The following is a 15,656-nucleotide window of genomic DNA, read 5'->3' on the forward strand; positions in this document are numbered from 1 at the left end:
GATGTGCAGGTTTTCTTTTATTAATATCAGGAAGCGCGATTCATCATTTGGATTTTGCTAAACACATCGGCTTCAACCGCTGCTTTGGCGCTGGTCATCACGCGAGCCAGATTGGCTTCATTATTATTTTCTGTCCAGGCGCGGCCCACGGAAGTAATAAACGCTTTGCGCAAATCGCTGGCAATATTGACTTTCACCACGTTGTATTTAACGAAGCTGCGAATAATCGCTTCATCAATCCCTGAACCACCATGAATCACTAATGGCACCGGACAGATTGCAGCAATCTCTTTTAACAACGGGATATCAATGCGTGGAATATCTTCTAAGCCGTGCACGTTACCCACCGAAACTGCCAGCATGCTACAGCCGGTTTCCTGCACGAAACGCAACACCTGCTGCGGATCGGTTTTACAATCCGCTTCACTGACGTGGTCGTCCTCTTTACCCAGAATCGCGCCCAGTTCCGCTTCCACCGGCACGCCAAACGATTTACAGAAATCCACCGCCGCTTTAGTAAAGGCAATATTCTCTTCAAATGGCAATTCAGCACCGTCAATCATCACCGAGGTGAAACCGGCGCGCACCGCCTGTTTAACATCATCGAGCTCTTTACCGTGATCGAGATGCAAACTGATAGGCACATCCATGCTGGCTGCGCGTTTTTTGACGATTTCATAAATGTAATCGTAGCCAGAAAGTTTGGCATTGGTCGGTGCAATCTGAATGAAATTGGGTAAACCTGAACGCTCAATGGCATCCAGAATGGAAATAGTGGTTTCCAGATTGGTGGTATTAAATGCACCGGCCAGCACGCGTTTCTCCTGAATGCTATTCAGCAGAATATTACCGTTTACTAATGGCATAACATTTACCTCTCTCTTCGTTGAAGTACCGTACCTAAATAATATTTGTCGGATTTGAGCCAGACGTTACCAAACTCAATCGCCATATCTTGTTGGAAAAATACCAGCTGTTCTAAATGCAGCACCGGTGCATCTTCATGCACTTCTAAATAATGGCCGCGATCGGCACCAATAATTTTTGCGGCGTAGCGGCTTTCAGAGAAACTGATCTTCTTACCGGATAATCTTTCAATGGTCGGGAACAGGTTATTGCTGTTGAAATCGATCGCTTCAATGCCTGGGCAATAAGCAATATTGATGCGGTTCTCAATCAGCATCACCTTTTCGCCTTCGACACTGCGCACACGTTTCAGATATAAAATCGGCGCACCCACTTCAATGCCTAATTTGGATGCCACCAGCTTAGAAGCCACATCCAGCCGTGATTCAATCACCTGGGTTTCAAAGTGCAGATGCTGGCTTTCCAGCGACTCCGCGAAGGAGAGCAATCCTTCACCCAGCGAATACGAGATATTTTCGCTTTTAACGAACGTTCCCTTCCCCTGCACTTGCACCAGCAAACCTTCATTCACCAGCATGGTGACGGCTTTCTTAACCGTGCCGCGACTGACGCCGAGCATCTCCATGATCTGGTTCTCAGATGGCACGCGATCGCCGGTGGTGAGATCTCCCTTGTATATGTTTTCACGGATCCACTCTGAGACTTGAAGGTAAAGCGGGACTTCAGAGTCTTTCAAAACGGTATTCATGCGATGTTCCCTCAGTAATTAAGATCGTCTATGTACGACTATGCACAAGTATCGCCCGAACATAACCTGATTTCCCGCCTTTCACAAACGATCTGCTTCACAAAATCCACGCCCTTAACCGCACGTAAGATCAGGAAATATCGTCACTGTTACGCATCCATCTGCATGATGACTTTCAACACGTCGTTATGCGGATTCGACGCAAATTCGATGGCTTCCGCTAACTGTGATAGCGGGTAAGTGTGGGTGATCATATCGTCCACGTTGATGCGGTTTTGGCGGATGATCTCCACCGCTTCCGGCATCTCATACGACGAGAGCGAGTAAGTGCCGATCACCGAGATTTCATCGCGGAAGAAACGCGCCGCATCAATGTTGACCATGTTGTGCTGGTCAAACGGGGAGAACACGACGACGCGTCCCCCGCGTCGCAGCAAATTAATGGCTTGCGGCAGAAGTGCAGACACGCCCGCAGCGATGACCACCACATCGACACCCAAACCTGTAGTGATGTCACCGATGCGCGCTTCCAGATTTTCAGTAGACGGATTGATGGCATGGTGAATCCCCAGTTTCAAAGCCAGATCGAGTTTGAAGGGTGACAAGTCGGAGACAATGACTTGTGACGCGCCCATCATGGCGCTGAGTTGCGCGCTCAGCAGACCAATGGTGCCCGATCCCATCACCAGCACACTGCAACCTGGCGTAATCGCCGCACGCTTAAGGCCATGCAGACAGCAGCCGATTGGCTCGACCATCGCGGCTTTTTCCCACGACACACCTTCTGGAATTTTGTGCGTCAGATGTTTAACGTGCAGCTCCGGCAAACGGATGTACTCGGCAAAACCGCCTGGTTCGATGTGGGTGGGTTTGAACTGTTCGCACAGCGTAAAATGGCCGCGATCGCAGTAGTGGCAGCTAAAACATGGCACGTGAATGGCGGTCACCACGCGATCGCCGGGACGGAAACGCTTCACACGCTTGCCCACTTTAACCACTTCCGCCGCCACTTCATGGCCTAACACCACCGGGCCTGTGACGGTTTGATGCTGCGCTTTATGAATGTCGGTGCCGCACAGACCACAGCTTTTCATTTTCAATAAAATGTCACCGTCCTCAATTTCAGGCACCGGCAACTCTTCGTAGCGGATATCATTTTTGGCGTAATAAACACTGGCTTTCATGGCTCACGTCCTGCTTTGCTGATTTTCAATGTGCATTTTGGTGTGGTAGAGCGGCTGATAGATCTGCTGATAAACACGCTCAAAACCGGCGGCTGCCTGGTTGTCGGGTTGATAGCGCACCAGCGCCTCTTCCGGCAAGGTGCGATTGCCCGGCTCAAATCCTGCGCCTTGCGCACCGATCAGTGCCGCACCACGACTCACCGCTTCGGGTATGTTGCAGGCCACCATTTCGCGATTAAGGATGGTCGCCTTGAGTTGCAGCCAATACGGATTTTGGCAAGCCGCGCCAATCACCATCACCGATTTCCAGTGCGATCCGGTTAAGGATTCGTAGGTTTCCAGCAGCAAGCGCAGTTCGTAACACAGACCGTGAAACACCGCTTTCAGGAACGTTTCGGCATCGGTTTTATCTTCCACGCCGTAAATCAATCCTTTGGCATAAATCGATCTTTTCGGTGGCCCGCTACCACGCAGATGGGGAATGAGGAAACTGTCGGTTGGCATGGTCGCCGCACCTTTATCCAGCATCCAATGCGTCATGCAGTTGAAATCCGCCGGTTTCAGATTGAACAGTGTTGAGAACCACTCAATGGCGTAGCCAGCCGATGGCAGCGAGGCGTAAAGCGTGTAGGCATCCGGCAGCACGTGAGAACCATTCGATACGCGCGATTGGAAGTACGGTTCGGTGGCCGACGGCTTATTTAGCACCACCAGCAAACCTTCGGTGGTGCCGGTCGAATTCAGGATCTGCTGTTCATCGGTGATGCCCACCGCTACCGAACCCACCATATGATCGTGCCCGGCAATCGAAATATTGGGTGCAACCGTCATTGCGGTGATGGCACACAACTCCGGAAGCAACTGACCAATGGGTTCGCCCGCGGCGACTAACGGGCTGAACAGTGACAATGGAATATCCAGCGCCGAACAAATCTCTGCCGACCATGCCTGCTCGCTAATATCAAAAGCCAGCGTACGGGAGGCAAGCGAATATTCTGCGCGCTTCACGCCGCTGAGGCGAAAAGCAATATATTCCGCCATGCACAGCCAGTGCGCTGGCTTTTGCTTATTGGCGTGTTCCATTAGCCATAAAATTTTATTCAGGCTGTAATTACTGTGCGCCGGAATACCGGTAATTTCATACAGCCGACTTTCGCTGATGCGGCTAATAACCTGCTCAAGTTGCGGTTGCGTGCGGGTATCGTACCAGGTCATCACCGGGCCAATGACATTGTTGTTATCATCCAGCAATACACCGGCTTCACCGACGCTGGCGACAGAAACGCTGACGATATTTTCTGCATCGTTAATCGCGCTGGCAATGTCACGTAAACCGGCGATGATACCGAGCCAAAGTTGGTCGATATCAAAATCACTGCCATATTGCGTACTGTTTTTTGGCGTAATGAAACTGTGCTTTTTAATTAATGCCAGATCTGCGATGCGATATAAGCAGACCTTGCAATTGGTGGTTCCAACATCTATGCCAATCGCGTACATATCTCTCCCCTCAGGCAGGGAATATCATCAATGATTAAGAAAGAAGGGAAATACCGCTCTGCCTTTCCCTTGTTATATCGTTATGGGTTATTTCGACATCGCGGCCTGTTGTGCTTCTGCGTGCTCGGCCAACTCTTCGCGCTGCATCTGTTTCGTCGTCATGCGATACAGCAGCAAGCAGGTGACGAAAATCACCGGAATCAAGCCCAGGGCGATGATGTTGCCTTCGAAGATTTTCACCATCCAGAAGCGGAACGGGTTGCCACCATCCAGCAAGCTGGAGATTTCGCTGTCGGTGTTGATCGGGAAGTGAATGCTTTTGGCCACCGCAGTCAGAATCGGTGCCGCCGCCGATGCCACGTACAGATTGACCGTCAACAGCGGGATGCCCAGGATAAAGGCACGCGCAATGTTGCCACGGCAAGCCAGCACCACCATTGAGATCGGCACCCAGATATTCGCCAAATCCCCCAGCGGCAGCAGACGGTTACCCGGCAAAATCACCGCCAGCAACACACCCATCGGAATCAGCAGTAGCGCGGTTGAAAGTACCGATGGATGACCGACCGCCACTGCAATATCCAGCCCGATATACAGATCATCGCGATCCGGGTATTTCTTGCGCAGGAACTTTTTCACTGCCTCAGAAAGTGGCAACAAACCTTCCATCAGCAACTTCACCATGCGCGGCATAATCAGCATCACGGCACCGAGACTCATCGCCAGCGTCAACACGCCTTTGAAATCATAGCGCGCCAGCAACCCAATCCCCGCGCCGAGAAACACGCCTAACATCATCGGTTCGCCAAAGATGCCAAAACGTTTCTGGATGGTGTCGGCATCGGCATTGAGCTTATTGATGCCCGGGATCTTATCCAGAATCAGGTTACCCAGCAGACCGAACGGGAAGAAGATTGCCGATGATAAGGTCGGTAAAGAGATGCCCGGCAGATTGAAGTACTTCTGAATCATCGGTGCACACCAATCCGCTAGCAACAGCGTGATGATTGAGGTGACGCCAGCAATCAACAAACCAAACATAAAGCTGCCGGTGACGTTGTAAACCATCGCGCCCACCATCGAGAAGTGCCAGAAGTTCCACACATCAATATTGACGGTGCGCGTCCATTTCATAGTCAACATCAATACGTTGATGCCAATGGTCAACGGCACCACAAATGGCGCAACCTGCGATGCCCAGGCAATGGCCGCCAGCGGCGTCCAACCCAAATCGACCACCGGCAAGTTAATTCCGGTGTGCTTCACCATGTCTTTTGCCGCCGGGCCGAGTTGATCCAACAACAGGCCGAACACCAGAAAGATGCCGATGAACCCCATGCCAATGGTCAATGAGGAGCGCAGCGATTTGCTGAACCCGGCGCCCAGGCACAGCCCCATAATAAAGATGATGATTGGCAGCATTATCGTGGGGCCAAGCCCCAGCAAATATTGAATCCCGCCATAGAGTGTTTCGAGCATCGGCCTGTCCTCGGTTATTTTTTCAGGATTGAGACGATTTTTTCGAGCAGTTCATCTTCACCAAAACCGGTGAGCAGCGGCAGGCCATTCAACACCGGCGTCTCCAGCGTGGTTTTTACCGCCGAGGTGACGATAATCAAATCCGCCATACCATCCTGAGAGGCGATGGTGCCGATATTGGATTGAATCGGCTCAACGTTAATGCCCTGCTCTTTGCAGTAGGTCACCACTTTTTCCGTCGCCACGGCTGAGGTTGCAATTCCGCTGGTACAGGCGAAGATAATTTTCTTATTCATATCAGACTCCGTTATTTGTAATCGGGATTTAAAATTATTAAGCACGGGTTTAGTCGAGATTTTTTGCCAGTATTTTTATGACTTCATCGCTTGAATCGGTATTTAACAGCGTGTTCATCTGGTCGGTCTTTTGAAACAGTGAAATAAGCTTCATGAGAAATTCCAGGTGCGCATCTTTCTCCTTGAGCAACAGGAAGAAAATAACGTTAACCTTCATAGTCAGATCAGGATCTTCAGCCTGATTGAACACAATCCCTTCCGGACAGGTCACCACCACCAGACGTTCTTCGCGCACATGTTCAACATCTACATGGGGAATCGCCACGCCCATGGTTTCCAGTTGCATTGCCGTAGGATGCTGCTGCTCACGCAGGCGCAACGCTTCTGGATAGCTGGACTCAACAATGCCTTTTGCCAGCAACTGATCGCTGATTTTTACAAACAATTCATCACGTTGCTGCGTAGGCAGATGAATGTGAATCAGCTCGTTATCAAGTGATGTGTTCAATGACATCTGGACCCTCTGTGCTTCCAAGTAAACGAATAGCCTGACGCCTTAGCGATCAGTGACAGGCATAGTTGTCTATGTACAACTATGTTCAACCTGAGTGAACCGTACTCCTGCAAGCGGCCAATGAGCAATCTGCATGCGCAGATTTTGTGCTGGTGCTCACACAAAAAAGATATCTATTGAGCGGGAATAAATTGAGGATACGATTTAACAGTATGAATTGATTAAACATACGCGATGAATAATCACGACATCTATTGGGAGAAGTAAATGAGGTTATTATTAGGGGGGATATTCGTTTGTTAACGATAAATAGCGAAATAATTGAAGGCTTGATGGGTTGCGGTGACGACTGCGTACAACAATTGTATATTCCGTAGCGGCGCGATTTATCGCGCGCTTTAACGCTGGATAAAAAGTCAAAGACGCGCAATAAATTGCGCCGCTACGATATGTGCGGACATTGAACTCATCATTCATGAACCGCAGAGGTTTGTAGCGGCGCTCTGCCAGTAAGCTGCTACTTCCCTACTCGCGCCTGCATGGCGGCGGGATAACGCTCGCCGATCACCTTGATGGTTTCCAGCGCCTGGGTCAGTTTCTGCAACTCTGCGGCAGATAACGTCACGTTCACCGCGCCGAGGTTCTCTTCCAGTCGATGCAGTTTGGTGGTGCCAGGAATCGGCACAATCCACGGCTGTTGCGCCAGCAACCACGCCAGCGCAATTTGGGCTGATGTCACGCCATTATCGGCAGCCAGTTGCGCCACCAGCGTCACCAATTGCTCATTGGCAGCGATAGCTTCAGCGGCGAAACGCGGCACTTTGCTGCGGAAATCATCATCGCCAAAGCTATGGCCAGATTTAATCGCGCCGGTTAAAAACCCTTTGCCCAGCGGGCTAAACGGCACGAAGCCAATGCCCAACTCTTGCAGCAGCGGCAATATTTCCTGTTCTGGCTCGCGCCACCACATTGAGTATTCGCTTTGCAGCGCGGTGACGGGCTGCACCGCATGCGCGCGGCGGATGGTATTGGCACCGGCTTCCGATAAGCCAAAATGCTTCACTTTGCCTTCATTGATCAGGTCTTGTACCGTGCCAGCAACATCTTCAATCGGTACGTCGGGATCCACGCGATGCTGATACAGCAGGTCAATCACATCGGTTTTCAGGCGACGCAGCGAACCTTCTACCGCCTCGCGGATGTGCTCAGGACGGCTATTAAGGATCTGCTGCTTATTATCTTCACCAAAGGTGAAACCAAATTTGGTGGCGATCACCACCCGATCGCGATACGGCTGCAATGCTTCGCCAACCACCTCTTCATTAAGGTATGGCCCGTACACTTCGGCGGTATCGAAGAAGGTCACGCCACGCTCCACGGCGGCACGGATCAGCTCAATCGCCTGTTTGGTATCGGTCGCCGGGCCGTAGCCGTAGCTCAATCCCATACAGCCGAGGCCAAGCGCGGAGACTTCGAGTTGGCTGTTGCCAAGATAGCGTTTTTGCATGGTTCAGTTCCTCTGAAGGGATGTTGTGGGATTACACGTCGAGATTGCGCTGGGTCAGCCACTCCACCATCGCCGGATCGCGATGCGAGAAGAACGCGCTCGTGGCGGTATCCAGTGCGGTGATTTGCTGCATATCGTCGTGGTTCAGTTCAAAGTCCAGCACGTTGAAATTTTCCTCCATGCGCTGTTTGCGCACGGTTTTTGCCAGCGACACGATGCCGCGTTGGTAGATCCAGCGCACCACCACTTGCCCAACGCTCTTGCCATGCGTGGCAGCAATCGCCGCCAGCACTGGATGCTGGAATAAACCATTTTTACCTTCAGCAAACGGTGCCCAGGCTTCGGCCTGAATGCCGCGCGTTTTCATCCACGGCACCGCATGCAGTTGTTGGTTAAACGGGTTCACTTCCACCTGATTAACCGCCGGAACAATGTTATTGAAGGCGATAAGATCGGCGAGACGATCGGGTTGGAAGTTGCTGACGCCAATCGCTTTGATCTTGCCCGCTTGATGCAACTCTTCCATCGCACGCCACGCGCCATGCACATCGCCGTACGGTTGGTGAATCAAATAGAGATCGACATAATCCAGCTGCAAGCGATTAAGTGAACGCTCAAACTGCGCTTTCGCGCCTTCATAGCTGGTCCCCTGCAACCACAGTTTGGTGGTGACAAACAGCGCTTCACGCGCCACGCCGCTGTTACGCAGCGCGTTGCCAACCTGGGTTTCATTTTGATAGGAAGCGGCGGTATCAATCAGGCGATAGCCGGTTTCGATGGCATCAATGACCGCGCGTTCGCACTCGGCGGCATCGGTCATCTGAAACACGCCAAAGCCCAGCAAGGGCATTTCAAGGCCGTTATTCAGTTTGGTGGTGTGCATGGCGTTATCCTTTTTGAGTTTGCAAGGAAGGATAACGCCGCAGGATTGATTTGATTAGATAGGGTAATCAGCTAGGGTTTATTAACCTTGTTCATCAATCAACGCATGGTAATGGAGTGGATTTTCGATGAGGCAACGTATTGCCTTATAAGCAATTTCTCTGACCGAACTCATATAGTTGCTTTATGGTTTTAAAATTTAATTTTTCCATTAGTCGGCATTTATAGGTCGCCACTGTTTTGGCGCTGAGATTCATTTTTAATGCTACCTCAGCATTTTGCAGGCCATTAAGAAGGAGTTGGAAAACTTTAAACTCTTGAGAAGATAACGTTTCAATCTTTTGCTGGTCCGTTAAATCAGCACCTTCAATTATTTTTCTTTTCACCAGCGGAAAATAGCTGTAACCCTTTATGCCGGCATGGATAGCAGTGATTACTTCGCTCAACGTATTGTCTTTACTAACAAAACCATTCGCCCCGGCTGCCGCGCTCAGTGGTGCGTAAAAATCAGGATTTTTTGCGGAAAGCACAATAATGACGCCTGAATAATGACAGCGTCTGAGCCGTTTAATTACTTCCAGACCATCCAGGCGTGCGATATCAATATCGATGATCACAACATCAGGCTGGTATAAGTCAACCAGATGCTGCGCTTCAATTCCATCATCTGATTCAGCCACGATGGTAAATTGCTCTTTTTCTAATAGTGTTCGAACGGCTAAGCGAATCAAAGCATGGTCATCGATAATAATTGTTCGTATTAACGCCATTGTCCTCTCTCTCAATATTCAAACGGATGGATGCATTCTCATCCAACCTTATTTCATAAGAAATGTAGGTAGTCACCTACATCAACTAACAATCCGCTCCGATTGAGTAAGAAAATTCCCACTTGTAAACTCAACTCAACTTTCAAACATCAGGTTTTAATGCAAATAAAACCGCTTAACCAATTAAATACTATGTATTAAAGGAATAATCATGAAATTGAAAACCCTCGTTACCGCAAGCTTAATTGCTTTAGGAACCCTCCCGGCAGCTCAGGCTGCTAATGAAGGTAGCGGCACCATTACCTTCACCGGTTCTATCATTGAAGCACCTTGCTCCATCTCGCATGATAATAGCGAGCAAACCATCGATCTCGGCCAAATCTCAAACGTCGCTCTGGCGAAAAGTGGCAAATCTGAACCTCGCAAGTTTACGATCGAACTGGAAAACTGTGCGTTATCAACCAAAAAGACCGTTACAACAACCTTCACAGGCCCGGCGGGCGGTTCCAATCGCGTAGGTATTGCTGGAACAGCTAAAGGCGCAAGCATTGCGATCGTTGATGGTGCTTACAACGAAATTAAACTGGGCAGCCCTTCAATTGCACAAGCGTTGCAAGATGGTAATAACGCCCTGAGTTTCGCTGCCTATCTGCAAGGCGATGTCGATGCCGACGATAAAGACCTGCCGATTGTCCCAGGTGATTTTCAGGCGGTAGTCAACTTCGGTCTGAACTACCTGTAATAGCGCCGGAGCATGCGCCGAGCTGCATGCTCCACTCTAAAACTTAAGGTCCATCATGCTTAAACTGTCATCTCGGCCACTAAAAGCGGCACCTTAACGTAAAAAGTAAATCTAAAAGAGTCTTTTAATTTTCCAGCCTTTTCCCTTCTTCCACACCATCAAAGATGAGAAAAATCCTACGAGTGATTTAATTTCCCGATGTTGGTGTCGCCATAACTCATCGCTGGCTATTTATTCTCAACATTCAAAATTTTTGTTGATTTGTAATGCACTTACGTACTTTAGGGAAAACCAAGGTCAACAACATGAAAGTGGTTTGTTTCAACATTTCCCTAACATTACAACCCAAACTACTTAGTGTGGTGATAGCCAGTTGCTTGCTGGGTTTTTCATATCACGGAGTTGCTGAAGAGATTGAATTTAATACTGACATTCTTGATATCAACGATCGTGAAAATATTGACCTCTCACGTTTTTCTAAGAGTGGTTTCATCTTGCCCGGTGAATACGAAATGGTTGTAATGGTGAATAAACGCGTGTTACCAGAACAAACTATCGTGATCCAAGCTGTTGAGACGGATAATAAAAACAAGGTTTGTATTACGCCTGAGTTGGTTAAACAGTTTGGATTGAGACAAAGGGTTATTGATAACATCGTCTGGAATCAGGAAAAAAAATGTCTTGATACTGAAAGTCTAAAAGGATTAGAACTGCGACCAGACCTGAGCACATCGACGTTATATATCAGTATTCCTCAGGCGTACTTACAATATTTCAACGAAAACTGGGATGCACCCGCACAATGGGATAATGGTCTACCTGGCGTTTTATTTGACTATAATCTGAATGGTCAAACACAAAGCCAGAAAAAAGGCCAGCGTTTAATAATTAATGCAAACGGTACAACGGGTGCAAACTTGGGTGCATGGCGTTTACGCGCTGATTGGCAATCTCAGCCGAAAAGAATCAATAATAATAAATCCAAAACCCTGGCGCAGCGCTTCGACTGGAGTCGCTATTATGCTTATCGCGCAATCCCAGGTTGGGAAGCGAAAGTATCAGTGGGCGAGGATTATTTAAGTTCAGAGTTGTTTGACAGTTTTAGTTTTGCTGGTGTCAGTCTTGCCTCCGATGACAGCCAATTGCCGCCTAATTTACGCGGCTATGCGCCTGAAGTCACAGGTATCGCCCGAACCAATGCGTTGGTGATTATTAGCCAGCAGGGACGCATTCTAAAAGAAATTCAGGTTGCCGCGGGGCCTTTCCGTATTCAGGACATTGAAAACTCGGTATCGGGCAAATTGGATGTGCGGGTCGAGGAACAGGATGGTGAAGCACAAACATTCAGTATTGAAACATCCAATATCCCCTATCTCACCCGGCCAGGTCGGATACGATATAAATTCTTCACCGGAAAATTATCCGCGTCGCGCCATCAGTTAAAAGGACCGGGCTTTGTCAGCGGAGAATTATCCTGGGGAGTCAGCAACGGTTGGTCACTGTTTGGCGGAGGCATCGGCACAGGAAATTATAGCGCTTTCGCTCTGGGTTTAGGTCGAGATCTCTATTGGTTGGGAGCGATGTCATTTGATATTACGCAATCGCGCGCGATATTAAGCAACCTGAACGAAACGCTTAAGGGCCGATCATATCGTCTCAGCTATTCTAAAAATTTTGAACAGTATGATAGTCAAATTACATTTGCTGGCTATCGTTTTTCAGAACGAAACTTTCTCAGCATGAATGAATATCTGGACGCGCGTAAAGGTGGAACGCACCAAACAAACAGCAAAGAGCTCTATACCATCACCTTTAATAAACAGTTCCGTGATTGGCGACTTAATGCGTATGTTAACTATAATCATCAAACTTACTGGAATCTTCCTGACAATGATCGTTATAGCGCTACCTTATCGAAATACGTTGACTTTGGAAGATTACGAAATCTAAGTTTATCTTTTTCTGCTTACCGTACCATTAATCCCGGCAACAAAGATGAGGGTGTTTTCCTCTCACTTTCGGTGCCTATTGGTAACAACTCTACCTTGAGTTATAGCGCCGCAGAAAGTCGTGGCGGCAGCAATCAACGTGTTAGCTATTATGGTCGCATAAACCAACGTGATAGTTATCAGCTGGGAACCGGTATTAACCGAGATGGCTCGACAGCCAATGGCAGTATTACTCACGATGGTGAATTAGCGTACCTTAATGCAAACGTGAATACTCAATCAGGTAAAAATACGCAAGCAGGATTTAATATTCGCGGCGGCGCAACGGCGACGACTCAGGGTGCCGCGTTACATGGCAGCACGAATATGGGTGGAACGCGGCTGATGATTGATACCGACTCTGTTGCGGATATTCCCGTCAGCAGCGGTGGATTGCCGGTGCACAGTAATCGTTTTGGTAAGTTAGTCGTCACCTCAGTAAACAGCTATTACCGTAATAGTGCCAGTCTCGATGTTAATAATCTGCCCGATAATGTCGACGCAGTGCGTTCGGTCGTTGAGGCAACACTGACCGAGGGTGCCATTGGTTATCGTAAATTTGATGTCATTGCCGGAGAGAAAGCGATGGCTATTTTACGCTTAGCTGATGGTTCATATCCGCCATTTGGTGCCACGGTAAGCAACCGGAAAAAACAAGAAGTGGGTATTGTCAGCGATAGCGGTAATGTTTATCTCACCGGTATTAATCCAGGCGAAAGTATGACGGTAAATTGGTCGGAAAAATCGCAGTGCGTTATCGAGCTGCCTGCCACTTTAACGTCCGTAGATATGACGGCAAATCTCTTTCTTCCTTGTCGAAAAGACAGTGATATTTAACCCACAACCTTTATATTTCGACAAATTATCAACGGGACACCAATATGTTTTGTAAGATGAATTCATTGCTAACTTCACTGATCATCGGTGCAGTCGGTATTCAATCTGCTCAGGCGGCTATTTCATTAGATCGCACACGCATTGTTTTTGATAGCACGCAGAAATCACTGAGCTTGCGTATCAGTAATGAAAATAAAAAGTTACCTTATCTAGCGCAAGGTTGGCTTGAGGATGCAGAGGGTAAAAAAATCACTGCGCCGCTGGTGGTATTGCCTCCGGTACAGCGTGTAGAACCCGGCGCATCCAGCCAAATTAAAATTCAGGGATTACCCAGCGTTGCAGCGTTGCCACAAGACAGGGAAAGTTTGTTCTTCTTTAATTTGCGCGAAATCCCCCCTAAATCGACTAAACCCAATACATTACAGATTGCTTTGCAAACGCGTATTAAGCTTTTTTATCGCCCTGCCGCCATCATAGCAGATAAAGATGCAGCACCATGGCAGGAACAACTCACTTTAAAACGTGAAGGTGATAAATATCGCATACATAACCCAACTAATTATTATATTACGTTAGTTGAAGGTCGCAAAAGCGTTAATGGCAAAGCTATTGAAAGTTTTAAACCCGTAATGATGGCACCAAAGAGCGCGCAACTTCTCACGTCAAGCGTGACTGAACTTGGTTCTTCACCGGTCATTAATTATGTTAATGATTATGGTGCCCGACCTAAACTCCAATTCACGTGTTTAGCAAAAGAGTGTAAGGCCAAACCCATCAAGTAGTAATAATTCGATTAACTGTCAATCATTGGCCGCGACTAATAGCAGGTAAAAAATGTGTGGATTTTCATTACTTAAAAACACTGCATTAATATTTCTATGCTTAATTGCTGTTTATGCCAGCGCAGCTAAAATCAATGTTAATGTCAACGTATTGGGACCATCCTGCATTATCAATGATGGCAATGCCATTGACGTTGACTTTGGTGATGAAGTCCTATCGACCAATTTGAATAACGGTTTCGGCCCTAAAAAAACAATTTACATTGAAGTTAAATGCACGGATGGCGCACCAAATAGTTGGTATCTTTTTCTTGAGGGTGAACAATGGGAACCCAGCATTAAAGTTTTGAAAACCAGTAAAGAAAACTTGAGTATTGTTTTCTATACTGGTTCTGAATGGTTACCTTTGAATGAAAAAAAATACTACAGTGGACCGAGAAGCACTTTTGTCATTTCTGCACGCCCAGAATCGAGTGGCTCTGTAAAGGTTGATCCAGGCCCTTTTACTGCTTTTGCTACTGTTAAGATATTCTTCGAATGAGAAACACCCTGCTTTTTATCCTGACTCTCGGGATTTTCAATCTAACTTCATTTTGGTTGAGTATCTCTTATGCCACACCAAACCTGTTGTTTAGAGGTATTATCATCGATCCCCCTCCTTGTAAAATTAATAATGACGCACAAATCAATGTGGTTTTCGGTGACGAATTAGGCGTGGGGAAAATTGACGGAATTCAGTATCGGCAAAAAATCGCATACCAGATTCAGTGCTCAGCGGATCTGCCTCCTTACAGACTCAAACTCACTATAACCGGCAATGTCATGAGCAGTGATTTTTCGGCGATTCAAACCAGTAAAACAGGATTGGGCATTCGACTATTACTGGATAATCAACGGGTCAACATTGGAAATTCTATCGTTATAGATCCGACCAAACCGCCGGTTTTTGAAGCCGTTCCCGTTGCTAATCCGGGCATTAAATTAAGCGAAGGCAGCTTTGAGGCTATTGCTTCAATTATTGCGGAGTACAATTGAATGCAGAAAATGATGTTTCTCAGCTTGCTATTCAGTATCATTTTTCCCTTATCAGTTTTGGCTGCGACCGATATCCATTTCAGCGGCGCGTTGGTAGCTGAACCCTGCGTAATTGAAGCCGGGGATGAAACCAAAGATGTCGATTTAGGTAATGTTGTTGATAAAGAGCTTTATTTCAATCAACGTTCTTTGACCAAGCCATTAACCTTTACGCTTGTCAATTGTTCTCTAGATATGGCTAAAACGGTCACCATCACGTTTAGCGGTAAGGAGAGTAGTGAATTATCAGGTTTTCTGGCCATGAACCCTGCAAGTAATGCAAAAGGTATTGCCATTGGTATTGAAACATTGTCAGGACAAGCGGTGCTGTTAAATAAAGCTTCGCCTGCTGTTTCACTCGAAAATGGCAAAACTTTAATTCTATTACGCGCTTTCCTGCAAGGTGAGCCCTCGGCAATCACTCAGCGTAGCATCACGCCAGGAACTTACAGTGCCACGGCAACATTTAGTCTCAGCTACCAATAA

At 47.7% G+C, this 15,656-nt stretch carries 16 protein-coding genes; 6 read left to right on the forward strand and 10 right to left on the reverse strand.

Features of this window, described 5'->3' with window-relative positions; translation table 11 throughout:
• Window positions 1-26: 26 nt before the first annotated feature.
• The 10 genes from ACPUC7_RS01645 to ACPUC7_RS01690 all read right to left on the reverse strand — a co-directional run bounded on the left by ACPUC7_RS01645 (window position 27) and on the right by ACPUC7_RS01690 (window position 9,747).
• Window positions 27-866, reverse strand: coding sequence for a class II aldolase (locus ACPUC7_RS01645; protein ID WP_343553911.1), 840 nt, complete (start codon window positions 864-866; stop codon window positions 27-29).
• Window positions 867-871: 5 nt separating this feature from the next.
• A complete protein-coding gene (locus tag ACPUC7_RS01650; RefSeq protein WP_343553910.1) occupies window positions 872-1,615 on the reverse strand; it encodes a GntR family transcriptional regulator in 744 nt (247 codons plus the stop codon).
• A gap of 149 nt (window positions 1,616-1,764) precedes the next feature.
• Window positions 1,765-2,799: a zinc-dependent dehydrogenase gene (locus tag ACPUC7_RS01655; protein ID WP_494921523.1), complete on the reverse strand. Its 1,035-nt coding sequence runs from the start codon at window positions 2,797-2,799 to the stop codon at window positions 1,765-1,767.
• A gap of 3 nt (window positions 2,800-2,802) precedes the next feature.
• Window positions 2,803-4,299, reverse strand: coding sequence for an FGGY-family carbohydrate kinase (locus ACPUC7_RS01660; protein WP_494921524.1), 1,497 nt, complete (start codon window positions 4,297-4,299; stop codon window positions 2,803-2,805).
• An 87-nt stretch (window positions 4,300-4,386) separates the two neighbouring features.
• Complete coding sequence (locus tag ACPUC7_RS01665; protein ID WP_343553907.1) at window positions 4,387-5,778, reverse strand: PTS galactitol transporter subunit IIC; 1,392 nt, start codon at window positions 5,776-5,778, stop codon at window positions 4,387-4,389.
• A gap of 14 nt (window positions 5,779-5,792) precedes the next feature.
• A complete protein-coding gene (locus ACPUC7_RS01670; protein ID WP_343553906.1) occupies window positions 5,793-6,074 on the reverse strand; it encodes a PTS sugar transporter subunit IIB in 282 nt (93 codons plus the stop codon).
• A 49-nt stretch (window positions 6,075-6,123) separates the two neighbouring features.
• Window positions 6,124-6,588 carry a PTS sugar transporter subunit IIA gene (locus ACPUC7_RS01675; protein WP_494921525.1) on the reverse strand — a complete coding sequence of 155 codons (465 nt, stop codon included), beginning with the start codon at window positions 6,586-6,588 and terminating at the stop codon, window positions 6,124-6,126.
• Between the two features lie 517 nt (window positions 6,589-7,105).
• A complete protein-coding gene (locus ACPUC7_RS01680; protein WP_494921526.1) occupies window positions 7,106-8,095 on the reverse strand; it encodes an aldo/keto reductase in 990 nt (329 codons plus the stop codon).
• A 31-nt stretch (window positions 8,096-8,126) separates the two neighbouring features.
• Window positions 8,127-8,978: an aldo/keto reductase gene (locus ACPUC7_RS01685; protein ID WP_494921527.1), complete on the reverse strand. Its 852-nt coding sequence runs from the start codon at window positions 8,976-8,978 to the stop codon at window positions 8,127-8,129.
• Window positions 8,979-9,123: 145 nt separating this feature from the next.
• On the reverse strand, window positions 9,124-9,747 hold the full coding sequence (locus ACPUC7_RS01690) for a response regulator (RefSeq protein WP_494921528.1): 624 nt from the start codon (window positions 9,745-9,747) through the stop codon (window positions 9,124-9,126).
• 211 nt (window positions 9,748-9,958) lie between these two features.
• Here ACPUC7_RS01690 and ACPUC7_RS01695 point away from each other — a divergent pair, with 211 nt between their 5' ends.
• The 6 genes from ACPUC7_RS01695 to ACPUC7_RS01720 all read left to right on the forward strand — a co-directional run bounded on the left by ACPUC7_RS01695 (window position 9,959) and on the right by ACPUC7_RS01720 (window position 15,656).
• Window positions 9,959-10,489 (forward strand): fimbrial protein, encoded by a 531-nt coding sequence (locus ACPUC7_RS01695; RefSeq protein WP_494921529.1) that lies wholly within the window; start codon window positions 9,959-9,961, stop codon window positions 10,487-10,489.
• A gap of 305 nt (window positions 10,490-10,794) precedes the next feature.
• Window positions 10,795-13,314 (forward strand): outer membrane usher protein, encoded by a 2,520-nt coding sequence (locus ACPUC7_RS01700; RefSeq protein WP_494921530.1) that lies wholly within the window; start codon window positions 10,795-10,797, stop codon window positions 13,312-13,314.
• A gap of 56 nt (window positions 13,315-13,370) precedes the next feature.
• On the forward strand, window positions 13,371-14,096 hold the full coding sequence (locus ACPUC7_RS01705; RefSeq protein WP_494921531.1) for a fimbria/pilus periplasmic chaperone: 726 nt from the start codon (window positions 13,371-13,373) through the stop codon (window positions 14,094-14,096).
• Window positions 14,097-14,148: 52 nt separating this feature from the next.
• On the forward strand, window positions 14,149-14,637 hold the full coding sequence (locus tag ACPUC7_RS01710; RefSeq protein WP_494921532.1) for a fimbrial protein: 489 nt from the start codon (window positions 14,149-14,151) through the stop codon (window positions 14,635-14,637).
• Window positions 14,634-15,131: a fimbrial protein gene (locus ACPUC7_RS01715; protein WP_494921533.1), complete on the forward strand. Its 498-nt coding sequence runs from the start codon at window positions 14,634-14,636 to the stop codon at window positions 15,129-15,131. Before ACPUC7_RS01710 ends, ACPUC7_RS01715 begins: the two co-directional genes overlap by 4 nt.
• Window positions 15,132-15,656, forward strand: a complete 525-nt coding sequence (locus ACPUC7_RS01720) for a fimbrial protein (protein ID WP_494921534.1) — start codon at window positions 15,132-15,134, stop codon at window positions 15,654-15,656.

This window comes from Pantoea sp. CFCC18179, from assembly GCF_059412405.1.